Annotated in this window: 22 protein-coding genes; 7 read left to right on the forward strand and 15 right to left on the reverse strand. The window is 71.2% G+C overall.

Annotated features, from left to right (window positions below; genetic code table 11):
- Positions 1-72: 72 nt before the first annotated feature.
- Positions 73-624, reverse strand: a complete 552-nt coding sequence (locus tag HNR02_RS29940; protein ID WP_312861215.1) for a helix-turn-helix domain containing protein — start codon at positions 622-624, stop codon at positions 73-75.
- A gap of 139 nt (positions 625-763) precedes the next feature.
- Positions 764-2,350: an alpha/beta hydrolase gene (locus HNR02_RS29945; protein ID WP_179777000.1), complete on the reverse strand. Its 1,587-nt coding sequence runs from the start codon at positions 2,348-2,350 to the stop codon at positions 764-766.
- A gap of 121 nt (positions 2,351-2,471) precedes the next feature.
- Here HNR02_RS29945 and HNR02_RS29950 point away from each other — a divergent pair, with 121 nt between their 5' ends.
- Positions 2,472-3,164, forward strand: a complete 693-nt coding sequence (locus HNR02_RS29950; RefSeq protein ID WP_179777001.1) for a DNA alkylation repair protein — start codon at positions 2,472-2,474, stop codon at positions 3,162-3,164.
- Positions 3,165-3,169: 5 nt separating this feature from the next.
- Here HNR02_RS29950 and pheT read toward each other — a convergent pair whose 3' ends face one another.
- The 6 genes from pheT to infC all read right to left on the reverse strand — a co-directional run bounded on the left by pheT (position 3,170) and on the right by infC (position 8,967).
- The gene (pheT, locus tag HNR02_RS29955) at positions 3,170-5,695 is read right to left on the reverse strand and encodes a phenylalanine--tRNA ligase subunit beta (protein WP_179777002.1); all 2,526 of its coding nucleotides are present in this window, start codon (positions 5,693-5,695) and stop codon (positions 3,170-3,172) included.
- Complete coding sequence (gene pheS, locus HNR02_RS29960; protein WP_179777003.1) at positions 5,696-6,763, reverse strand: phenylalanine--tRNA ligase subunit alpha; 1,068 nt, start codon at positions 6,761-6,763, stop codon at positions 5,696-5,698.
- A 96-nt stretch (positions 6,764-6,859) separates the two neighbouring features.
- On the reverse strand, positions 6,860-7,663 hold the full coding sequence (locus HNR02_RS29965) for a TrmH family RNA methyltransferase (protein ID WP_179777004.1): 804 nt from the start codon (positions 7,661-7,663) through the stop codon (positions 6,860-6,862).
- A gap of 29 nt (positions 7,664-7,692) precedes the next feature.
- Complete coding sequence (gene rplT / locus HNR02_RS29970) at positions 7,693-8,079, reverse strand: 50S ribosomal protein L20 (RefSeq protein ID WP_179777005.1); 387 nt, start codon at positions 8,077-8,079, stop codon at positions 7,693-7,695.
- A 69-nt stretch (positions 8,080-8,148) separates the two neighbouring features.
- Positions 8,149-8,343, reverse strand: a complete 195-nt coding sequence (gene rpmI / locus HNR02_RS29975; RefSeq protein WP_020420415.1) for a 50S ribosomal protein L35 — start codon at positions 8,341-8,343, stop codon at positions 8,149-8,151.
- Between the two features lie 72 nt (positions 8,344-8,415).
- On the reverse strand, positions 8,416-8,967 hold the full coding sequence (infC, locus tag HNR02_RS29980) for a translation initiation factor IF-3 (RefSeq protein ID WP_179777925.1): 552 nt from the start codon (positions 8,965-8,967) through the stop codon (positions 8,416-8,418).
- Between the two features lie 272 nt (positions 8,968-9,239).
- Here infC and HNR02_RS29985 point away from each other — a divergent pair, with 272 nt between their 5' ends.
- On the forward strand, positions 9,240-9,608 hold the full coding sequence (locus HNR02_RS29985) for a DUF1844 domain-containing protein (protein WP_179777006.1): 369 nt from the start codon (positions 9,240-9,242) through the stop codon (positions 9,606-9,608).
- Between the two features lie 38 nt (positions 9,609-9,646).
- On the opposite strand, the gene HNR02_RS29990 is transcribed toward HNR02_RS29985, so the two are convergent.
- Both HNR02_RS29990 and HNR02_RS29995 read right to left on the reverse strand, forming a co-directional pair.
- The gene (locus HNR02_RS29990) at positions 9,647-10,027 is read right to left on the reverse strand and encodes a RidA family protein (protein ID WP_179777007.1); all 381 of its coding nucleotides are present in this window, start codon (positions 10,025-10,027) and stop codon (positions 9,647-9,649) included.
- 15 nt (positions 10,028-10,042) lie between these two features.
- Positions 10,043-10,786 carry an IclR family transcriptional regulator gene (locus tag HNR02_RS29995; protein ID WP_179777008.1) on the reverse strand — a complete coding sequence of 248 codons (744 nt, stop codon included), beginning with the start codon at positions 10,784-10,786 and terminating at the stop codon, positions 10,043-10,045.
- A gap of 91 nt (positions 10,787-10,877) precedes the next feature.
- On the opposite strand from HNR02_RS29995, the gene HNR02_RS30000 reads away from it, so the two are divergent.
- The 3 genes from HNR02_RS30000 to HNR02_RS30010 are packed head-to-tail and all read left to right on the forward strand — an operon-like array spanning position 10,878 to position 15,149.
- Positions 10,878-12,179: an amino acid deaminase gene (locus HNR02_RS30000; protein ID WP_179777009.1), complete on the forward strand. Its 1,302-nt coding sequence runs from the start codon at positions 10,878-10,880 to the stop codon at positions 12,177-12,179.
- A gap of 10 nt (positions 12,180-12,189) precedes the next feature.
- Positions 12,190-13,770, forward strand: coding sequence for an N-acyl-D-amino-acid deacylase family protein (locus HNR02_RS30005; RefSeq protein ID WP_179777010.1), 1,581 nt, complete (start codon positions 12,190-12,192; stop codon positions 13,768-13,770).
- The gene (locus HNR02_RS30010) at positions 13,767-15,149 is read left to right on the forward strand and encodes a GntP family permease (protein WP_179777011.1); all 1,383 of its coding nucleotides are present in this window, start codon (positions 13,767-13,769) and stop codon (positions 15,147-15,149) included. The genes HNR02_RS30005 and HNR02_RS30010 overlap by 4 nt, the downstream gene beginning before the upstream one ends.
- Before the next feature lie 13 nt (positions 15,150-15,162).
- On the opposite strand, the gene HNR02_RS30015 is transcribed toward HNR02_RS30010, so the two are convergent.
- From HNR02_RS30015 to HNR02_RS30030, 4 genes are all read right to left on the reverse strand, one after another.
- Positions 15,163-15,615, reverse strand: coding sequence for an NlpC/P60 family protein (locus HNR02_RS30015; protein ID WP_312861216.1), 453 nt, complete (start codon positions 15,613-15,615; stop codon positions 15,163-15,165).
- Between the two features lie 289 nt (positions 15,616-15,904).
- A complete protein-coding gene (locus HNR02_RS30020) occupies positions 15,905-16,363 on the reverse strand; it encodes a YbjQ family protein (protein WP_179777013.1) in 459 nt (152 codons plus the stop codon).
- A gap of 19 nt (positions 16,364-16,382) precedes the next feature.
- Positions 16,383-17,057, reverse strand: a complete 675-nt coding sequence (locus HNR02_RS30025) for a response regulator (protein WP_179777014.1) — start codon at positions 17,055-17,057, stop codon at positions 16,383-16,385.
- Entirely contained in the window at positions 17,054-18,661 is a 1,608-nt protein-coding gene (locus HNR02_RS30030; RefSeq protein WP_312861217.1) for an ATP-binding protein, read from the reverse strand. Before HNR02_RS30030 ends, HNR02_RS30025 begins: the two co-directional genes overlap by 4 nt.
- Positions 18,662-18,850: 189 nt before the next feature.
- Between HNR02_RS30030 and HNR02_RS30035 the strand changes: the two genes are divergently transcribed.
- Both HNR02_RS30035 and HNR02_RS30040 read left to right on the forward strand, forming a co-directional pair.
- The gene (locus tag HNR02_RS30035) at positions 18,851-20,161 is read left to right on the forward strand and encodes a cation:dicarboxylate symporter family transporter (RefSeq protein ID WP_179777926.1); all 1,311 of its coding nucleotides are present in this window, start codon (positions 18,851-18,853) and stop codon (positions 20,159-20,161) included.
- Positions 20,161-21,087, forward strand: a complete 927-nt coding sequence (locus tag HNR02_RS30040) for a CE1 family esterase (RefSeq protein ID WP_179777016.1) — start codon at positions 20,161-20,163, stop codon at positions 21,085-21,087. The genes HNR02_RS30035 and HNR02_RS30040 overlap by 1 nt, the downstream gene beginning before the upstream one ends.
- On the opposite strand, the gene HNR02_RS30045 is transcribed toward HNR02_RS30040, so the two are convergent.
- Complete coding sequence (locus HNR02_RS30045) at positions 21,053-21,520, reverse strand: SRPBCC family protein (protein ID WP_179777017.1); 468 nt, start codon at positions 21,518-21,520, stop codon at positions 21,053-21,055. The genes HNR02_RS30040 and HNR02_RS30045 overlap by 35 nt on opposite strands.
- Between the last annotated feature and the right edge of the window lie 78 nt (positions 21,521-21,598).

Consider the following 21,598-nt stretch of genomic DNA (forward strand, 5'->3'; position numbering starts at 1 on the left):
ATGGCGCCGGAAGATCAATCAAACGACTTCCGCGAGTGTCACAGCGGCCGGAGCCCGCGCGGTCAGCGGCGGTCAGTCGTCATCGCCACCCCCGATCACGGTTCCGGGCAGGCCGGGACGTGCCCAGACCTGGTCGTTCCCGTCACCGGACACGGACGCGGCCTCGGCGGGGCGCATGCTCGGCGGATCGGGGAGATACTCGCCGGGGCGCTCCGGATCGCAACCCACCCGGGGAAGGCGCGCGCGGATACCGCCGGGGCTGCGGGCGAGTTCGCGGGCGATGTCGGCCACGCTCTCGCCCGCGATCCAGCGCTGTTCGAGTTCGGCGTCGAGCGCGGGCGTCCACGGCCGCCCCTGACTGGCTGGGCGTGCTGTTCGTCCACCCGGATCGGTCAGGGCGGCGTGATGTCGCAGCATCTCCGACAGCATCGATCCGAGCGTGGCCGCCACGCCGGCGCTCACCTCGATCTGCCCGTCGGCCACGGCTTCACCCTCGGCCCCGGCCGCGCCGACCCGGATGACGAGTCGCCCGGCGGGATCACCGCCCGGCAGCGTGGTCACGTCGATGGACAAGGTCGTCTCACCGGCCCGGAGCGTGCTCCGGTGCTCTTCGATGATGTTCATGCCCGGCACGCTAGCGGCACCCACCGACAATTTTCGGTCACCAGGCGTCGCGGGGCGATCGCGGACCGGAACTGTCGTACCCCCCGCCTACCGTGATCCAGGTCATCGAAAACAGGGGGAGAACATGGGACCGCGACGGTCAGCCCGCCACCATCTCCAGCGCCTGCCGCAACACGGCCGGCTGTCCGGCACCGGCGCGATCGGCGCGGGCGCCGGGCGCACCTTCGGGTTCCGGCTCGGGCAGTGGGTCGCAGACCGCGTCCGCGCGATCGCCCGGCAGGCGCGGTGGCAGCGCGCCGGTCGCGAGGTAGTCCGCGATCCGGTCGTCCACACAGGCGTTCCCGGACAGCGAGCCCGCGTGCGTGGTGCCGCCCGGCTCCCCGATGAGACGCGAGTCCGGGAACCGGCGGCGCACCTCGAGGTTTCCGGCGAAGGGGGTGGCCGCGTCCAGCTCCTCACCGATCAGCAACGCGCCCGCGACACCGCGACCGTCGACGTCCACCGGCTTGCCCGCGGGCACCGGCCAGGTCAGGCAGGACGCGTTGTACCAGGCGTTGCCCCAGGTTTCGAACGGTGCACGCGAATGGGTGATCCAGTTGTCCACCTTCCACTCGGTCCAGTTCCGTGGCCAGGGTGCGTCGGTGCACTGCACGGCGTTGTAGACGGCGAACCCGTTGTCGTCGCCCGGGGAGTTCGTCCGGTCGTAGCGGACCTTGACCGTTTGCCAGTCGCGCTGGTGTACCCAGCCCGCGAAGGCGTTCGTCAGCTCCTCCCACGTCGCCTGGTAGTAACCGGCCTGAAGGAAGATGTCGGTCCACTCGTCGGGGCCGATCACGCCACCGGCGGGCGTTGTGGTCAGCTCGCGCTGCTGCGCGTACCAGAGGTCCTCGACCGCGCGCGCCGTCGTGCCGAGGTGGAACACGGCGTCGTGGCGGGCGACCCAGTCGAAGTAGATTCCGATGTTGCGGTCGAAGGCGACGTCCTGGTCCAGGTTGGCCTGGTAGAACACTTTGCGCGGATCGACGTTGCTGTCCAGCACCATGCGCCGCACCCGGTCCGGGTGCAGTGTCGCGTACACCTGGCCGAGATAGGTGCCGTAGGAGAAGCCGAAGTAGTTGATCTCCTCCTCCCCCAGTGCCTTGCGCAGGCTGTCGACGTCCTCGGCGACATCGGTGGTGTGCATGTGCCGCAGCAGCGGCCCGTTTTTCTCGCACGCGGCGGCGTACCCGCGGGAGCGGTCCAGCCAGGTCCGCTCGAGATCGGGGGTGCGCGGCACGTAGGCGGGGCGGTCGTACCCGAAGTAGCCGGGATCGCAGGACAGCGCGGGACGGCTCGATCCGACGCCGCGCGGGTCGAAGCCGATCCAGTCGTAAGAGCTGCCGGCGTCCTTCGGCACCGCTGGTCCGAGCGCGGACAGCCCGAGTCCGGAGCCGCCAGGGCCGCCGGGGTTGACGACCATCACGCCCTGGTAGTCGGCGCTGGTGTGCCGCACGCGCGAGACGGCGAGCGAGATCTTCGCGCCGGCCGGGTCGGCGTAGTCGAGGGGCACGTCGAGATAGCCGCATTCGGCGCCGGCGCGGGTCAGCGCGGACGACTCGCACGCGCCCCAGGCGATCGGGTCGGGCGTGAACTCCTCCACCGCCGGGGTCTCGGCGGAGGCCGGGGCGGTCACCAGACAGCTCGCCAGCACACCGGCCGCGAGGATCGTGGGCACGAGCTTGGTCACGCTGCTCCTTCTCGTCGGCTATGCGGTCGGGACGTCACCACAAGATCGTGGATCTCCGTGCCGTCCGCCAGCCGACGCGCGGCGGCAGCCGGGATGCCACCCGACAGGGAAGGGACGAGGCATGGACGAAGTGGACGAACTGGTCCACGCGGTGCGTTCCGGGCTGGCGAAGCACGCCGACCCGGGAAAGGCACCGGACATACGCCGGTACATGAAGTCCGAGATGGACTTCCGCGGGGTGCCCAAGCCGGAGCGCGCCCGGCTGGTCCGCTCGCTGTTCGCCGAGCACGTCCTGCCGGACCGGGAGAGTTTCGTAGCGGCCGCCAGAACGCTGTGGCGGGACGCGGAGTTCCGCGAGGAACGCTACGTCGCGATCGACCTGACCGGACACCGGTCCTACGCGCGCTGGCAGGACCACATGCTGGTGCCGCTGTACGAGGAGATGATCGTCACCGGGGCCTGGTGGGACTACGTCGACGAGATCGCGATCCGTCGCATCGGGCCGATCCGACGAGCGGAACCGGATCGGGTGACACCGGTGGTGCGGGAGTGGGCGCAGGACGAGGACCGCTGGCGCCGCCGCACCGCGGTGATCTGCCAGGTGGGAGCCAACGTGGCCACCGACAGGGACCTGCTGACCGAGGCCGTCGAGGCGAACCTGGACGACCGGGACTTCTTCCTGCGCAAGGGAATCGGCTGGGCCCTGCGCGACTACGCGCGTACGGCGCCCGAGTGGGTGCGCGCCTTCGTCGAGGCGCATCCCGCACTGTCGCCGTTGTCAGTGCGGGAAGCGCTCAAACACCTCGGCGGCTGATCCGGCTAGGCGCGAAGTTCCGCGCCGTGGCGGGTGGTGGCTTCGGCGATGGCGGCGTCGCGCGCCTCGGTCGCCTCGTCGACGGTCAGCGTGCGGTCCGCGGCGCGGAAGCGCAGCTTGTACGCCAGCGAACGCTTGCCCTCACCGACCTGGTCGCCGGTGTAGACGTCGAACAGCGAGGTGTCCTCCAGCAAGCTGCCCCCGCCTGTCACGAGCGCCTCCGCCAGCTCCGCGGCGGGCACCTGCGCGTCGACGACGAGCGCGACGTCGAGCAGCACCGGCGGGTACGGCGAGATCGCCGGGGCCGGCCTGCGCTCCCGCAGCGGGATCGCGTCCAGGTCGAGCTCCATCGCGACGGTCCGCTGGGGCAGCCCGAGCGCTTCGACCACCTTGGGGTGCAGCTCACCGGCGTGCCCGACCGGCCAGTCGCCGACCAGCAGCTCGGCGCACCGGCCCGGATGCCACGGCGCCAGCTCGGCGTTGCGCACCCGCAGCTCGACCCCCGCGACCTCGCCGACCAGACGGGCGGCCTGGACGGCGTCCGCCCAGCCGGCCTGTTCGCCCTTGCCCCACCAGCCGGTGTGCTCACGCTGGCCCGCGAGCACCACGGCGACGTGCTGGGGCTGCACCGGCACCGCCGCCTCCAGCTGCGCCAGCTGCTCGTCCGAGGGACGTCCGGCGACACCCAGCTCGGGCATCGCGACCGGTTTGGCACCGGGCAGCACGACCTGTCCGATGTGGAACAGCGCGAGGTCCTTGAACCCGCGGGAAGCGTTGCGCTGCAACGTTTCCAGCAGACCGGGCAGCAGCGTGGTGGCCAGCCGGTCCTTGTCGGCCTCGAGCGGGTTGCGCACCTTGACCGTCTTGCGGCGCACGTCGTCGGCGGGCAGGCCCAGGTCGTCCCACACCGCGTCACCCACGAACGGGAACGGCTGCACCTCGACGTACCCGGCCTCGGCGAGTGCGCGCGAGACCGTCCGGCGCCGCCGCTGGCCCGCGGTGAGGCCGGTCCCGGCCGGGGCGGCGGGCAGTGTCGACGGGATGCTGTCGTAGCCCTCGAGCCGCAGCACCTCCTCGACGAGGTCGGCGGGCTGCTTGAGGTCCCCACGCCAGCTCGGCGGGGTGGCGTGCACCAGCGCGGTGCCGTCGTCACCCGCGCCGACCGTGGCCTTGCACCCGATCTGATGCAGACGCCGGACGGTCACGCCACGCTCGTAGCGCACGCCCGCGACCTGGTCGGGCAGGCTGATCGGCATCGTGATCGAAGCGGGCGGCTCGACGGAGCCGACATCGGTCCGGCCGGGCTGGATGCTGCCGTCACCGTAGGTGCGCAGCAGACGCGAGGCCCGCTCGACCGCGGCGGCGCACACCTGCGGGTCGGTGAACCGCTCGAAGCGCTTCGCGGCCTCGGAGAACAGCTTGTGCCGCCGCGCGGTGCGGCTGATCGACGCCGGGTCCCAGTGGGCGCCCTCGAGCAGGACATCGGTGCTCTCGGTGCTGATCTCGGTGCTCGCGCCACCCATGGTCCCGGCGAGCGAGGCGACACCGCGCTCGTCGGCGATCACGACATCGTCGGCGTCGAGCGTGCGCTCCACGTCGTCGAGAGTGGTGAGCTTCTCCCCCTGCTTGGCGCGCCGGACGACGAGACCGCCCTGCAGCGACGCGGTGTCCCACGCGTGCAGCGGCTGGCCGAGTTCGAGCATCACATAGTTGGTGACGTCGACCGCCAGCGAGATCGACCGGATCCCCGCCAGCAGCAGGCGGCGCCGCATCCACCACGGCGTCGGAGCACCGGCGTCCAGACCGGTCACCCGGCGCACCACGAACCGGTCGCAGCCCGTCGGGTCCTCGATCTCGACCGGCCAAGCCTCGCCCTCGGCCGCGGGCAGGTCCAGCGACGCCGGGTCGCCGAAGGACACGTCGAGCGCGGCGGCCAGCTCACGGGCCAGGCCGCGCACCGACAGGGCGTAGCCGCGGTCGGGGGTGGGCGTCAGCTCCAGCACGGTGTCACCAAGGCCGAGCACCTCACGCGCCGAGTCGCCCGGGGTCGCCGTCGATGGCGGCAGCACGAGGATGCCGGTGTGGTCCTCGCCGAGGCCCAGCTCGCGGGCCGAGCAGATCATGCCGTCGCTGACGCGGCCGTAGGTCTTGCGCGAGGCGATCTCGAACGGGCCGGGCAGCACGGTGCCGGGCAGCGCGACGACGACCAGGTCGCCCTCCGCGAAGTTGCTGGCGCCGCAGACGATCCCGCGGGTGCGGATACCGGACGGGCCCTCGTTGTCGGCGGTCTCGTCCTCGTCGTCGGAGGCTTCCTCGCCGACGTCGACCCGGCAGAACCGGATCGGCTTCTTGAACTCGGTCAGCTCTTCGATCTCGGCGACGCGGCCGATCACGAGCGGGCCGGTGACCTGGTCGAGCGGGCGGACGTCGTCGACCTCGATCCCGATGCGGACGAAGGCCTCGGCCAGCTCCTGCGGTCCGACTTCGCCGGCATCCAGGTGCTCGAGCAGCCAGCTGACGGGGACTCGCACTCAGGCCTCCGTTCCGAAGGGAAGGGTGAAGCGGACATCGCCCTCGACGATGTCGCGCATGTCGGGGATGCCGTTGCGGAACTGCAGAGTCCGCTCGATGCCCATGCCGAACGCGAAGCCGGAGTAGACGTCCGGGTCCACGCCGCACGCGCGCAGCACGTTCGGGTGCACCATGCCGCAACCGCCCCATTCGACCCAGCCGGGGCCGCCCGCCTTCTCCTCGAACCAGACGTCGACCTCGGCCGACGGCTCGGTGAAGGGGAAGAAGTGCGGGCGCAGCCGGGTCTTGGACCCCTCGCCGAACATGGCCCTGGCGAACGCGTCCAAGGTGCCCTTGAGGTGGGCCATGGTGATGCCCTTGTCCACCGCCAGGCCCTCGACCTGCGAGAACACCGGGGTGTGGGTGGCGTCCAGCTCGTCGGTGCGGTAGGTGCGGCCGGGGCAGACCACGTAGACCGGCGGGTCGCGGTGCAGCAGCGTGCGGGCCTGCACCGGCGAGGTGTGCGTGCGCAGCACCAGGCCGGAACCGGGCTCACCGACGTAGAAGGTGTCCTGCATCTGCCGGGCGGGGTGGTCCTTCGCGAAGTTCAGCGCGTCGAAGTTGAACCACTCGGCTTCCAGCTCGGGGCCCTCGGCAACCTCCCAGCCCATCGCGACGAAGACGTCGGCGATCCGCTCACTGACCGTGGTGAGCGGGTGACGGGCGCCGCGCGGGACACGGTCCCACGGCAGCGTGACGTCGACGGCCTCCTCCCGCAGGACCCGCTCGTCGCGCTCGGCCAGGAGCGTGGCCCGCCGGGCGTCGAAGGCGGCCTGGATCGACTGGCGCGCCTCGTTGACACGCTTGCCGACCTCGGCCTTCTCCTGCTTGGCGAGCGTGCCGATGGCGCGGCGCGCCAGCATCAGCGGCGAGTGGTCGCCCAGGTGGGCCGGCTTCACCGCGGCCAGCGCGTCGAGGTCGACCGCGGCCTGGAACTCGGCCTCGGCGTGCTTCACCGCCGCCCCCAGGGTTTCGGGCGAGGTGGCCTCGGCCGGGGTCAGGTCCTGCTTCTCGGTGGCTCCGGACATAACTCCTCGGTGTCCGCTGGACGGGATCCGCCGTGCGACACGCACACGTAACGATTACCGGTGGATTCTAGGCGATCGCGATCCGGCACCGGCGCCTCACCCGGCCGGACGACGAGCCGCCATCGCGCTGGTGTAGAGGCACACGGCGGCCGCGGTGGCCAGGTTGAGGCTCTCCGCCGCACCGTAGAGCGGTATCCGCACCGGAAGATCGACTTCGGCGAGCGCGCCGGGCGGCAGACCGTGGGCCTCGTTGCCGAAGACCCAGGCGGTCGGCACCGCCGCGTCGACGGCGCCCAGCTCGGTCTCGGCGTAGCCGTCGGCGGCCAGCAGGCGCAGCCCGGCGGCGCGGCACGCGGCGAGGGTAGCCAGAGTGTCGCGCTCACGGACGAGAGGGAGGTGGAACACGCTGCCCGCGGAGGCGCGGACGCATTTGCCGTTGTGCGGGTCGACGCTGTCACCGGCGAGGATGACCGCGTCGGCACCGGCCGCGTCGGCGACACGGATGACGGTGCCGGCGTTACCGGGGTCGGCCACGCCCGCGAGCACGGCCACCAGCCGGGCGGTGTGGTCGAGCAGGCCGTCCAGGGGACGGTCCAGCAGCGAGCAGACCGCGACGATGCCCTGCGGGGTCACGGTCTCGGACAGCCCGGCGGCGGCGCGGTGGGTGATCGGCGAGACGCGCACGCCCGCCTCCCGCGCCCCGGCGACGAGGTCAGGATGAGCCTGCGCGGCGCGCTCGGTGACGAACAGCTCGTGGACCCCGCCGGGGTCACGAGCGAGTGCCGCGCCGACCGCGTTCGCGCCTTCGGCCAGGAAGCGACCGGTCTTGTCGCGTTCCGCGCGACGCGTCAGGCGCCGCGCGGCAACGACCCGGGGGGTCCGTTCGGTGAACGGAACCACCCCGGGCCGGGTCAGATCGGTGCGCTCGCTCAGGCCGACTTCTTCTCGTCGCTCGGCCCGGTCGTCACGTGCTGCTTGGCCAGCTCGGCCAGCGCGGTGAACGCCGCGGCGTCGTTGACGGCGAGGTCGGCGAGGATCTTGCGGTCGACCTCGACACCAGCGGCCTTGAGGCCCTGGATGAAGCGGTTGTAGGTCACGCCGTTCTGCCGCGCGGCCGCGTTGATGCGGGTGATCCACAGCTGGCGGAAGTCACCCTTGCGGGCACGGCGGTCCCGGTAGGCGTAGTTGAGCGAGTGGAGCGTCTGCTCCTTCGCCTTGCGGTACAGCCGCGAGCGCTGGCCGCGGTAACCGCTGGCCAGTTCAAGAGTTGCGCGACGCTTCTTCTGGGCGTTGACCGCCCGCTTGACGCGTGCCACGGGTCCGTCCTGTCGATCTCAGGGGGCGGGGTGCCGCCCCGGGGGTTTACGGCGGAAGAGAGGAGGGCGTCAGCGGCCGAGGAGGCGCTTGACCCGGCCGACGTCGTTCTTGGCGACCTCGCCGGTGCCCTCCAGGCGGCGGGTGACGCGGCTCGACTTCTTCTCCATCAGGTGGCGGCGACCCGCCTTCTGACGGCGAAGCTTGCCCGAGCCGGTGACCCGGATCCGCTTCGAGGTCCCGCTGTGCGTCTTCATCTTCGGCATTGAGTGCTCTCTTTCATGGTGCAGCACACCGGAGATCCGGTGTGCTGCGAACTGCGTCGGTCGCGGCCGCGGTCAGGACTCGACGGGCTCCGCGACCTTCGTCTTGGGCTTGGCGTTCTTGTGCGGCGCCAGCACCATGATCATGTTGCGGCCGTCCTGCTTCGGGGACGCCTCCACGAAACCCAGCTCGGCCACGTCCTCGGAGAGCTTCTGCAGCAACCGGAACCCCAGCTCCGGCCTCGACTGCTCACGACCGCGGAACATGATGGTCACCTTGACCTTGTTGCCCGCGGCGAGGAAGCGGGACACGTGCCCCTTCTTCGTCTCGTAGTCGTGCTGGTCGATCTTCGGGCGCAGCTTCTGCTCTTTGATGACGGTGAGCTGCTGGTTGCGGCGTGACTCGCGGGCCTTCTGCGCGCTCTCGTACTTGAACTTGCCGTAGTCCATGAGCTTGCAGACCGGCGGGCGCGCCTGCGGGGCGACCTCGACGAGGTCGAGATCCGCTTCCTGGGCGAGCCGGAGCGCATCCTCGATCCGCACGATGCCGACCTGCTCCCCGTTCGGTCCGACGAGCCGGACCTCGGGAACGCGGATGCGCTCGTTAATACGTGTCTCGGAGCTGATGTGGCCTCCTTGGTCCGAGGTTAGTGTCGTCTAGCTGCTCGACCTGGTGCCCACATACCACGGGCCCCGTCCCAGGTGGTGTGCACCGGGATGCGGGGCCCTGCTTTCCGATCACGCCCGACCGCTACGACGGACGTTCCGCCGCCACCGGGAATCGCACCTGGTGGCGGGACCGGACCCGGCCACCTCTCGCGGTGACTCGGGTGGGAGCGGGGCTCCACTTGCCGCCCCCGATTCCTCGGGGACTGGTCGCACGTGGAAGGGTACCAGACGTGCTAGACGATGGTTCCAACGCGCCCGGCCCCGGCGATATTTCCCCTCCCGCCCGCGACCTGCAGGACATCCCCAGCGTCGAGGTCATCAGCCGCGCCGCGGTGATGCTGCTGTCCGCGGCGGCCGAACGGCTCGGGCTCGCCGACGAGGACCCGGACTCCAGCCCGCACCGCGACCTGGACGAGGCGCGCCGCCTGATCACGGCGCTGGCCGGACTGGTCACCGCCTCCGCCGAGTACCTCGGTGTGCACGCCGCTCCCCTGCGTGACGGCCTGCAGTCGCTGCAGCGGGCGTTCCGGGAAGCCTCCGCCGTGCCGGACGCGCCCGGTCAGGGCCCCGGCGAGAAGTACACCGGCCCGGTCCTCTGACTGAGCGCCGGCGGTGGCGGGCCCGCCACCGCCGGCGCTCAGTCCACCACGGCCAGCAGGTCGATCTCGACGAGCAGGCCCGCGGCCAGCCCGACGTACACGGTCGTGCGCGCCGGGTAGGGCTCCGGCATCAGCTCGTTGTAGACCTCGTTGAAGTCGCCGAAGTGGTCGCGGTCGGTCAGGTAGGCCCGGACCATCACCACGTCCTCCCAGCCGGATCCGGCCTCCCGCAGCAGGGCCTCCAGGTTGGCGAACACCTGGCGCGTCTGCTCGCCCACCGTGGTGCCGACGATCTCCCCGGTCTTCGGGTCGAACGGCACCTGCCCGGCCAGCTGGAGGATGTTGCCCTTGCGCACCGCGGGCGAGTAGTTCGCGGCGGGCTTGGGGGCGTTCTCCGTGCTGATCGCGACCTTGGCCATGCAACAACTCCCTCTCTACGGGGTCCATCCGTTGTGGACGGACGCGTCCTCGGCGGCGGCCCGCAGGTCCGGCAGCAGGGCCAGCAGGCCGTCGAAGTCCAGCAGCACCCGGGGCACCGACAGCGAGACCGCCGCCAGTACCGCGCCGCCCTGGCCGCGCACCGGCGCGGCGAGGCAGTGGATGAAGTCCTCGTGCTCGGCGTTGTCGACCGCGTACCCGCGTTCGGCGACCTTCTCCAGCTCGGCCAGGTAGTCCTCGGCGGTGGTGATGGTGCCGGCCGTCAGCGCCGGGTAGTCGAGGGCGCGCGCGACGTGTTCGCGCCTGTCCGCGGGCAGTGCCGCGACCAGGACCTTGCCCACCGCGGTGCAGTGCAGCGGCGCCCGCTTGCCCACCCGCGAGTACATCCGCACGGTGTGGCGGCCCTCGTACTTGTCGACGTAGACGACCTCACCGTCCTCGTAGGTGGCCAGGTGCACGGTGTGCCCGGTGCGGTCGTTGAGCGCGGCGAGCGCGGGCGCGGAGGCGCGGCGGACGTCGCGGCTTTCCAGTGCCCGGTTCGCGAGGTCGAACAGCGCGCTGCCCAGCCGATAGTGGCGGGAACCCTCACGCTGCACGAAGTGCTGCGTCTCCAGGGTGCGCAACAGGCGGAGCACCGTGGACTTGTGCACGCCGAGTTCGCCTGCCAGCTCGTCGAGGGTGGTCGCGCCGTCGGCGAGCGCGCCCAGCACGCTCAGCCCGCGATCAAGACTCTGGCTCACGCTCGCTCCATTGACCTGCCACGGGCCGGATGCTACACCTGTCGCAGTCATTTTGCGCAACACGAATTGCACGTGACGCAACGGAGCACGCATGACGTCGTCCAACTGCACCCTGGACCCTGCGGCGCTGGCGTCGATCGCCGGAGAACGGCTCGACTGGCGGTTCAAGGCACTCCCCTCCGCCCTCTGGGGCCTCACCCTGGAGGAAGCCGCCCAGCGGCGCCCGGGCCTCTTCGATGACGGGTTCGTCGGGCCGGTGGTCGTGCTCGAAGCAGACGCGCTGGAGCACAACCTCCGCACCATGGCGCGGTGGTGCGCCCAGGCCGGGGTCCGGCTGGCGCCGCACGGCAAGACGACCATGGCCCCGCAGCTGTTCGCGCGGCAGGCGGAGCACGGTGCGTGGGGCATCACCGCGGCCAACGCGAGTCAGCTGCGGGTCTACCGCGCGTTCGGCGTCTCGCGGGTGCTGCTGGCCAACCAGCTCGTCGATCCGGCTGCGCTGCGCTGGCTGGGTGCGGAGCTGGACGCGCATCCGGAGTTCGAGTTCAGCTGCTGGGTCGATTCGGTGGCCTCGGTCGAGCTGATGACCGAGGCGCTGCGCGGCACGTCCCGCCCGGTCGACGTGCTGGTCGAACTGGGTGGCGAGGGCGGCCGCACCGGCGTTCGCGATCCGGAGACCGGTCTGGCGGTCGCCGAAGCGGCGCAGGCCAGCGCGGCGCTGCGGTTGTCCGGTACGGCCGGTTACGAGGGCGCGCTGGCCCACGACGCGGGTGAGCACTCGCGGGACGTCGTCGCCGCTTACCTGCGGCGCCTGCGCGAACTGACCACTGTCCTCGCCGGCCGGGGCCTGTTCGCCGGGCGGGACCAGGTGATCGTGACCGCGGGCGGCAGCGCCTACTTCGACCAGGTCGCCGCCGCGCTCGCCGGGGACTGGGGCGAGCTCCCGGTGGTGCCGGTGCTGCGCAGTGGCGCCTACGTGACCCACGACGACGGCTTCTACCGCGGCATTTCCCCGTTGGGCGAGCGCCCGCGGATCGACGGAACGCAACCGCTCAAGTCCGCGTTGCGCGCGTGGGCGCAGGTCACCTCCCGCCCCACGGACGAGCTGGCCCTGCTGACGCTCGGCAAGCGGGACGCCTCCTTCGACGAGGGGCTGCCCGAACCGCAGTGGCACCGGCGCCCGGGCCGGCCTCCGGAGAAGCTGGACGGCCACACGGTGACCGCGATGAACGACCAGCACGCCTTCCTCGCGCTGCCACCGGGTTCGCCGCTGCGCGTGGGCGACTGGATCGGTCTCGGCCTGTCCCACCCCTGCACCGTGTTCGACAAGTGGCCGCTGCTGCCCGTCGTCGACGGCGGCACCGTCGTGGACTTCGTGCGCACCTACTTCTAGGAGTCGGAGAATGGACCTCGTCCTGCGGGGCGCGCGGATCGCCGACGGCACCGGGGCGCCCCTGTTCCGGGCCGATGTCGGCATCGAGGGCGGCCGGATCGCCGACGTCGCGGAAAGGCTGTCCGGACCGCGCGTGCTCGACGCCGGCGGGCTGGTGCTCGCGCCCGGGTTCGTCGACATGCACTCGCACTCCGACCTGCAACTGCTGGCCGAACCGGACCACCTGGCGAAGGTGTCCCAGGGCGTGACCACGGAGGTGCTCGGGCAGGACGGCCTGTCCTACGCCCCGGTCGACGACACGACGCTGGCCGCGCTGCGGGAACAGCTCGCCGGCTGGAACGACGATCCGCCCGGGTTCGACTGGAACTGGCGGTCGGTCGGCGAGTACCTGGACCGCCTCGACCGCGGTGTCGCCGTCAATGCCGCGTACCTGGTGCCGCAGGGCACGGTGCGCATGCTCGCCGTCGGGTTCGGCGACCGCCCGGCCACGGAGTCCGAACTGGACCGGATGCGTGACCTGGTCGCCACCGGACTGGACGAGGGCGCCGTCGGCATGTCGTCGGGCCTGACCTACACACCGGGGATGTACGCCTCCGACGACGAGCTGGTCGCGCTGTGCGAGGTCGTCGGCGGGCGCGGCGGCTACTACAGCCCGCACCACCGCAGCTACGGCGCGGGCGCCCTGGAGGCGTTCGCGGAGATGGTGGAGGTGTGCCGCCGCGCGCGCTGCCCGCTGCACCTGGCCCACGCGACCATGAACTTCTCGGTGAACAAAGGACAAGCGCCCGATCTGCTGCGGCTGCTCGACGACGCGCTCGACGCCGGGGCGGACATCACCCTCGACACCTACCCGTACCTGCCGGGCGCGACCTACCTGTCGGCGTTGCTGCCCAGCTGGGCGGCCGAGGGCGGGGTCGCCGCGACGCTGGAGCGCCTGGCCGATCCCGGCACACGGGAACGGATCCGGGCCGAGATCGAGGAAACCGGTTCCGACGGCGCGCACGGGGTGCCGATCGACTGGGACAGCATCGAAATCAACGGTGTGCGCTCCGCCGGAAACGCCCATCTCGTCGGGCACTCCGTCGCCGAATCCGCGCGGCGAGCCGGGATCCCCGCCGCACAGCTGTACTTCGACGTGCTCGTCGCCGAACGGCTGGGCACGTCGTGCCTCATGCATGTCGGGCACGAGGAGAACGTGCAAGCGATCATGCGGCACCGCACGCACACCGGCGGCAGCGACGGGCTGCTGGTCGGCGATCGTCCCCATCCGCGGGCCTGGGGCACGTTCCCCCGCTACCTCGGCCACTACGTGCGCGAACTGGGCGTGCTCGGCCTCACCGAATGCGTCGCGCACCTGACCGGGCGGGCCGCGCGGCGGCTGCGGTTGGCCGACCGCGGCCTGGTCAAGCCGGGCTGTGCGGCCGACCTGGTGCTCTTCGACCCGGACACGGTGGCCGACACCGCCACCTTCGAGGAACCGCGGCAGCAGGCCGCGGGCATCCCCTACGTCTTCGTCAACGGCGTCGCGGCCGTCGACGACGGCAGGCCCACCGGCGCACTCGCCGGCCACTCCCTCAGGAGGTCCGCTTGATCGGCTGGCTGCAGCACTCCACCGGGGGTCTGCTCACGCTCGCGGCGGTGTCGATCGCCGTCCTGCTGGTCCTGATCATCCGCTTCAAGACGGAACCGTTCATCGCCCTGATCGTCGTCGGGCTGCTCACCGCGCTGGCCGCGGGCCTGCCGGTCGGCACGATCGTCGGCACCGCGCAGAAGACCTCGGATTCCCTGCTGGAGAAGGGGTTCGGCGGCATCCTCGGCCACATCGCCGCCATCATCGGGCTGGGCACGCTGCTCGGCGCGATCCTGGAACGGTCCGGCGGCGCACGCGTGCTGACCGGCGCGTTGCTGCGGGCGTTCGGCGAAAAACGCGCGCCGCTGGCGATGGGGCTGTCCGGGCTGATCTTCGGCATCCCGGTGTTCTTCGACATCGGGATCTTCGTGCTCGCCCCGCTGGTCTACGTCGCGGCGCGGCAGGGCGGGCGGTCGCTGCTGCTGTACTGCCTGCCGCTGCTGGCCGGGCTGTCGATGACGCACGCGTTCATCCCGCCGCATCCCGGCCCGGTCGCCGCGGCCGGCCTGCTGCACGTGGACCTGGGCTGGATCATCCTGATGGGCGCGGTGTGCGGGATCCCCGCGTGGTTCCTCTCGGGTGTGGTGTTCCCGTCGTGGATCGGCAAGCGGATGCACGTCGACGTGCCCACCGAGATGATCGTCGACGAGGCGACCGAGGAAGGCCCGGGCCCGTCGCTGGGCCTGGTGGCGGCCATCATCGCGGTACCGCTGGTGCTGATCCTCGCGGGCACGTTCGGCAGCATCTGGTTGCCGAAGAACTCCGCCCTCGCCGGCGTCGCGACGTTCGTGGGGACTCCGGCAGTGGCGCTGACGGTCGCGGTGCTGCTGGCGTTCTGGCTGCTGGGCACCCGCCGCGGGATGTCCGGGAAGGAGCTGTCCGCGCTGTCCGCGGCGTCGCTGCGGCCGGTCGCGATGCTGCTGCTGGTGGTCGGCGCCGGCGCGTTCTTCGGCGCGGTCCTGTCGGCGACCGGGATCGGCAAGGCGGTGGCCGACTCGTTGCAGGCGGGCGGGCTGCCGGTGATCGCGGCGGCGTACGTCATCAGCTGCGGGCTGCGGATCGCGCAGGGCTCGGCGACCGTGGCGATCGTGACCACCGGCGGGATCCTCGCGCCCACCGTGGCCGGTCTGGGCTATTCGCAGGCGCAGCTGGCCCTGATCGTGGTGGCCATTTCCGCCGGATCGATCATCGCCTCGCACGTGAACGACGGCGGGTTCTGGATCGTGTCGCGGTATTTCGGGATGACGGTCGGGGAAACGCTCAAGACGTGGACCGTGCTGGAAACCATTCTGTCGGTTTCCGGGTTCGCGATGTCGGCGATCCTGATGGCCGTGGTGTAGCGGGTGCCCCCGGTCAGATCCGGCTGGCGTTGTGGAAGGGCATGCCCGCCATCGGGGACACCTTCACCGGCTCGCCCGAGGTGCTGGCGTGCACGATGTTCCCGTCACCGGCGTAGATGCCCACGTGGCTGACCGGTTCGTAGAAGAACACCAGGTCACCGGGCTGCAGCTGGGCCTGGGTCACCGGCGTGCCCAGCGTGGACTGGGTGCGCGAGCTGTGCGGCAGGTCCACCCCGGCCTGCTTGAACGCCCACTGGACGAGACCGGAACAGTCGAAGGCGTCCGGCCCGGCTCCGCCCCACGCGTAGGGCTTGCCCTGCTGGGTGAGCGCGCTGCGCAAAGCGTTGGCGCCGACGCCGGCGCCCTCGGCCGAGGACGGCGCAACGACCGCCGCGTCGGCTACCGGGGCGGCCGCGCTCGCGAACGCCGGGACGGCGACCGCGGCGGCCAGAACGGCCGTGGTCACGCTCGCACGGAGGGTTTTCCGACTCATCTCGCGTGTTTCCTTTCGCCTCGCACCACCGGACGGCCGGGGAAAGCCGCCTGTTCCGGCGGTGGCTCGCGACGCGATCTTTCGGGGCAGATCACTGGTTGCCGCAAGAGCGCGGAAAACATTACGAAAAGGACGGGGCAATTGTGAAGACGCGGTGCGATATGACACAGATCAAATGGTCCGGGTAACGGATCTTTCGCTCGCTGTCACGATTGTTTCTCCGGTCCCGGCGCGGTGACACCGCACCGGGACCGGCACGGTGTCACTGTTGCTGGAAACCTTGCTGGTACTGGCCCTGCGGCTGCTGCTGCGCCGGCTGCTGGTACTGCTGTTGCTGCTGCGCGCCCGTGTCCGTGCCTTCGGGCACCACGTACACGGCCGTGCCGTAGGCGGCGATCTCACTGGCGGTCTGTGCGATTTCGTTGCAGTCGAAGCGCATGCTGAGCACCGCGTTGGCGCCGAAGGCCATCGCCTCCTGACAGAGCCGGCCCAGCGCCTCGTACCGCGAGTCGGACAGCAGTTTGGACAGCCCCTTGAGTTCACCGCCCGCCATCGCCTTGAAACCGGCGCCCATCGTGGAGAACATGTTGCGGCTGCGGACGGTCAGCCCGAACACCTCGCCGTACACGCGCACGACCCGGTACCCGGGCAAATCGTTCATCGTGGACAGCATGATGGGAAACCGGGGCTGCGGTTGCTGCTGCTGGTATGGCTGGCTCATGCGCGGATCGTAGCGTTGTTCACGTTTGGGCCCGGTACCAAACCTCCGGACGCCCGACCTGACCGTAGCGCGGCTCACGTCGTGCCAGACCGTTGTCGGCCAGGTACTCCAGGTACCGGCGCGCCGTCACGCGGGACACCCCGGTCGCGGTGGCCGCCGCACCGGCCGAGAGCCCGTCCGGTTCGGCCCGCAGCGCCGTGACCACCGCGTCCAGCGTCTGACCGCTCATCCCCTTCGGCAGCGCCTGGGCCACCGGCGAACGCAGCGCGGCGAACGCCCGGTCCACTTCGGACTGGCCGAGCACCTCGCCCGCTTCGCCGAAACTTTCCCGGAACTTCGCGTACTGTTCCAGTTTGTCGCGCAGCGAGGCGAAGGTGAACGGCTTGATGAGGTACTGCACGATCCCCGCCGACACCGCCGCCTTGACGACCGCGAGGTCCCGCGCCGACGTGACCGCGATGACGTCGACGAGGTTGCCCGCCGCCCGCATCGCCCGGCACACCGCGAGGCCGTGCGTGTCCGGCAGGTAGAAGTCGAGCAGGACGAGGTCGGCGGTGTCCCGTTCGAAGAACCGCAGCGCCTCCGCTCCGGAGTGGACGACCGCCGCGACGGTGAACCCGGCGACCCGCTCGACGTAGGTGCGGTGCGCCTCGGCGGCGACCTGGTCGTCCTCCACCACCAGCACCCGGATCACGAAGTCACCTCCCGCCGCACCGGCAGCCGCACGGTGAACACCGCACCCTCGTCCGAGGTCACTTCCACACTCCCGCCATGGCGCCGGACCACCTGCCCCACGAGCGCCAGGCCCAGGCCGTGACCGTCCGGTTTGGTCGTCCAGCCGCGCTCGAACACCTGCCGCCGCGCCTCGCCCGGCACGCCGCCACCGTTGTCGGCGACGCGCAGGACCAGTTCGCCGTCCGCGATCTTCGCGGTCACCGTGACCCGCGGCCTGCCCGGGCGCTCCCCCACCGCGTCGATGGCCGCGTCGATGGCGTTGTCGATCAGGTTGCCGAGAACGGTGATGAGGTCACGGGACTCCAGGCCGGTGTCGGCGTCCTCGATCGCGGTGTCCTCGGTGAGCACGAGTTCCGCGCCGCGTTCGCTCGCCTCGGCGGTCTTGCCGAGCAGCAACGCGGCGAGCACCGGTTCGGACACCGCGCCCACCACCTGGTCGGTGAGCCGCTGCGCGATCTCCAGTTCGGCGGTGGCGAACTCGACCGCCTCCTCCGATCGCCCGATCTCGACCAGCGACACCACCGTGTGCAGGCGGTTGGCCGCCTCGTGCGCCTGCGAACGGAGCGATTCGGCGAGCCCGCGGGCCGTGGTCAGCTCGCCGGTCAGCAGCTGCAGATCGGTGTGGTCGCGCAGGGTGACGACGGTGCCGTGATCGCGGGCCCTGGCGCGTGAGCGGACCGGCGCGGTGCTGACCACCAGCACCCGCACGTCGGTCAGGTGGATCTCGTCGCGCCGCGGCTCCTGCCCGCGCAGCGCTTCGACCAGGCTCGGCGGCAGCCCGAGCGCGGTGACCGGCGTGCCGGTCGGGTCGGCGTCGAGGCCGAGCAGTTCGCGTGCGGCGTCGTTGCACAGCACGACCCGTTCGTCCGCGCCGACGAGCACCAGCCCCTCGCGCACCGCGTGCAGGGTCGCCTCGTAGTAGGCGAAAACGCTGCTCAGCTCGGCCGGCGCCAAGCCGCGTGTCTGGCGCCGCAGACGGGTGCTGACCAGGTAGCTGCCCGCGATCCCGACCACGAGCGCGGCACCGGCGACGGCGGCGAGCGTCCAGATCCGCTGCGCGAGCGTGGCCGAGATGGCCTCCACCTTGATGCCCGCCGAGACCAGCGCGACCACCCGGCGCCCGCCGTCGAACACCGGCACGACCGCGCGCATCGACGGGCCGAGCGTGCCGGTGTAGGTCTCGGTGTACACCCGCCCCTGCCGCGCGACGTCGATCGTGCCGATGAAGCGCTGCCCGATCAGTTCCGGGTTGGGGTGCGTGTAGCGGATGCCGTCCGGGTCCATGATCGTGATGAAATCGACCCCGGTGTCACGCCGGACCTGTTCGGCGAAGGGCTGCAGTTCGGTGCTGGGCGCCGGCAACGCCAGCGCGGAGGGCACGGCAGGCGAATCGGCGATGGTGGTCGCGATCGTGACCACCTTGTCCCTGGCCCGGTCGTCCACGGTGCGGACGGCGTCGACCCAGGCCAGCACCACCCCGACGGCGACCAGCACCGCCACTCCCGCCACCTGCAGCAGGAGCAGCTGGCGGGCCAGGCTCCAGCGCCGTCCCGTGATCCGCACTCCGCCATCCCAGCACACCGCCCCCGCGGAGCACGCACGGGCGAACTCTATGAACACAACCGTGACGGCGGTCATAGCGGTGACTGATAGTCACTCGCAAAGCTGCGCCGGAAAGGGCGCGCCTCGTCCCCACAGGAGGCAACGTTGCCTACGGCACAACCGGCCGACGCGAAGCCGCGTCGCGACCGGATGCACTACCTCTACCTCGCGGTCATCGCCGCCGTGGTGCTCGGCGTCGCGGTCGGGCTGATCTTCCCGGACTTCGGCAAGAGCCTCGCCTGGCTCGGCAACGGGTTCGTGAACCTGATCAAGATGATGATCTCGCCGATCATCTTCTGCACCATCGTGCTCGGTATCGGGTCGGTCGCCAAGGCGGCCAAGGTCGGCAAGGTCGGCCTGATGGCCATCGGGTACTTCCTGGTGATGTCCACGTTCGCGCTGGCCATCGGCCTGATCGTGGGCAACCTGCTGCACCCTGGCGCCGGCCTGCACCTGGACCCGTCCACGATCGAGAAGGCTCAGGAGCAGGCGAGCAAGGGCAGCAGCGAGGGCACCACGGACTTCGTCCTCGGCATCATCCCGACCTCGCTGGTGTCGTCGTTCACCGAGGGCTCGGTGCTGCAGACGCTGCTGGTCGCGCTGCTGGCCGGGTTCGCGCTGCAGAAGATGGGGCCCGCGGGCAAGCCGATCCTGCGCGGCATCGAGCACATCCAGAAGCTGGTCTTCCGGATTCTCGGCATGATCATGTGGGCGGCGCCGGTCGGCGCGTTCGGCGCGATCGCCGCCGTGGTGGGCGCGACGGGCTGGAGCGCGCTGAAGAGCCTCGCGGTCGTGATGATCGGGTTCTACGTGACGTGTGTGCTGTTCGTCACGATCGTGCTCGGCGCGATCCTGTGGCTGGGCGCCCGGGTGAACGTGTTCAGCCTGCTGCGTTACCTGGCCCGCGAGTTCCTGCTGATCGTGTCCACGTCGTCGTCGGAGTCGGCGCTGCCGCGGCTGATCGCGAAGATGGAGCACCTGGGTGTCAGCAAACCGGTCGTCGGCATCACGGTCCCGACCGGGTACTCGTTCAACCTCGACGGCACCGCGATCTACCTGACGATGGCGACGCTGTTCATCGCCACCGCGCAGGGCAGCCCGCTGGCCCTGGGTGAGCAGATCTCCCTGCTGGTGTTCATGATCATCGCTTCGAAGGGCGCGGCGGGCGTGAGCGGCGCCGGCCTGGCGACCCTGGCGGGCGGGCTGCAGTCGCACCGGCCGGACCTGGTCGGCGGCGTCGGATTCATCCTCGGCATCGACCGGTTCATGTCCGAGGCGCGCGCGGTGACCAACTTCGCGGGCAACGCCGTGGCGACCGTGGTCATCGGGTCCTGGACGAAGGAGTTCGACCGCGCCAAGGCCCAGCGGGTCCTCGGCGGGCAGGATCCCTTCGACGAGACCACCCAGCTGGACCGCGCGCCCGCGGAGCCGGAGCGCGAGCCCGAGAAGGCCGGCGTCTGATGCGCGGCCGCACCCTGGTGATCGCGGTGGTGGCCGCGATCACCAGCGCCCTCCTCGCCGCGCCCACCGCCAGTGCTTCCCGGATCGTCGACTTCCCCGTGCCGTCCACCGGATGCGGTCGCGCCGCGCCCGTGCCGGTGGGAGAAAGCGTGACCCGCACCGTCACCTCGGGCGGGCTCACGCGCAGCTACCTGCTGCACGTTCCGGCGGACTACCGGCCGGCCCGGCCGCTTCCGCTGGTCCTGTCCTTCCACGGCCACAAGCGCACCTCGGAGTACCAGGAGGAACTGTCCGGGTTCTCCGCCACCGGCGCGATCGCCGTGTACCCGCAGGGCCTGGTGGGCACGGACGGCGAGACGGCGTGGACGGGTGCGCCGTACTCGGCCGCCGCGGACGACGTGCTGTTCACCAGCGATCTGCTGAACCAGCTGCAACGGCAGCTGTGCGTGGACTCACGGCGGATCTACGCGGCCGGGAAGTCCAACGGCGGCGGGTTCACCGGGGTGCTGGCCTGCCGGCTGAGTGGCCGGATCGCGGCGTTCGCGCCCGTGTCCGGGGCGTTCTACCCGCAGGGCGGCGCGTGTGAGCCGTCGCGGCCGGTGCCGGTGCTGGACTTCCACGGCACCGCCGACACCACCATCCCCTACGCCGGTGACCCGGAGCGCGGGCTGCCGCCCATTCCGGACTGGCTGGCCGACTGGGCCGCGCGCGACGGGTGCGCCGCCACACCTAAGGTGTCCGGCGACGAGGTGCGGGTGTACCGGTGGCGGGGATGTGACCGGGGCACGGACCTGGTGCACTACCGGGTCGAGGGCCTGGGCCACGACTGGCCGAGCACCACGCCCAACCCGGACTCGGACGTCCCGGCGGTGCTCGACGCGACACCGGTGATCATGCGGTTCTTCGCCGCGCACCCGCTGCGCTGAGGTGGGCCGCCAGACCGCGCCTGCCACGCCGCATCATCACGGCGTGGTTGGCGCGGAACACCGGCCGCGCCACCGGGGAAAGCAGGCGGAGCAACGGTTTCGTGGCGATCACCTGCTGGGTGATCTCCAGCCGGGTGGCGCCCGGTAGCGGCACCGCGGTGGCGGCGAGTGAGCCCTCCAGGTCGCCGGTGAGGTGCACACGCATGCGGCCGGTGCGCGGGTCCTCTTCGGCCCGCCGCATGCGGATCGTCAGCGCGTACGGCAGCGCGGCCCGGCAGACGAGCTCAGCCGTGTCCTCGTCGACCCGGCTCACCTCGATCACGTCGGGCCACCAGCGCGGGTAGGCCGCCAGGTCGACGACCGCGTCGTAGACCGACCGCACCGGCGCGGACAGCAGCCAGGTGTCCCGGAAGCGATACGCGTTGACCCGCATGCTTCCGAGTATGCGCGAAGATCGGGAAACCGCTGAAGGAGCAGGCGGGGAAACACCGACGTCGTGGGCGTCCGCCGC

Origin of the sequence: Amycolatopsis endophytica (assembly GCF_013410405.1) — a bacterium.
Taxonomy (GTDB): domain Bacteria; phylum Actinomycetota; class Actinomycetes; order Mycobacteriales; family Pseudonocardiaceae; genus Amycolatopsis_E; species Amycolatopsis_E endophytica.

Excerpts from the sequence above, each read along its gene's own strand:
- HNR02_RS29940 (WP_312861215.1), bottom strand. The coding sequence starts at position 624 with ATGAACATCATCGAAGAGCACCGGAGCACGCTCCGGGCCGGTGAGACG.
- HNR02_RS29950 (WP_179777001.1), top strand. The coding sequence starts at position 2,472 with ATGGACGAAGTGGACGAACTGGTCCACGCGGTGCGTTCCGGGCTGGCG.
- pheS (WP_179777003.1), bottom strand. The coding sequence starts at position 6,763 with ATGTCCGGAGCCACCGAGAAGCAGGACCTGACCCCGGCCGAGGCCACC.
- rpmI (WP_020420415.1), bottom strand. The coding sequence starts at position 8,343 with ATGCCGAAGATGAAGACGCACAGCGGGACCTCGAAGCGGATCCGGGTC.
- HNR02_RS29990 (WP_179777007.1), bottom strand. The coding sequence starts at position 10,027 with ATGGCCAAGGTCGCGATCAGCACGGAGAACGCCCCCAAGCCCGCCGCG.
- HNR02_RS30000 (WP_179777009.1), top strand. The coding sequence starts at position 10,878 with ATGACGTCGTCCAACTGCACCCTGGACCCTGCGGCGCTGGCGTCGATC.
- HNR02_RS30005 (WP_179777010.1), top strand. The coding sequence starts at position 12,190 with ATGGACCTCGTCCTGCGGGGCGCGCGGATCGCCGACGGCACCGGGGCG.
- HNR02_RS30020 (WP_179777013.1), bottom strand. The coding sequence starts at position 16,363 with ATGAGCCAGCCATACCAGCAGCAGCAACCGCAGCCCCGGTTTCCCATC.
- HNR02_RS30035 (WP_179777926.1), top strand. The coding sequence starts at position 18,851 with ATGCACTACCTCTACCTCGCGGTCATCGCCGCCGTGGTGCTCGGCGTC.
- HNR02_RS30040 (WP_179777016.1), top strand. The coding sequence starts at position 20,161 with ATGCGCGGCCGCACCCTGGTGATCGCGGTGGTGGCCGCGATCACCAGC.
- HNR02_RS30045 (WP_179777017.1), bottom strand. The coding sequence starts at position 21,520 with ATGCGGGTCAACGCGTATCGCTTCCGGGACACCTGGCTGCTGTCCGCG.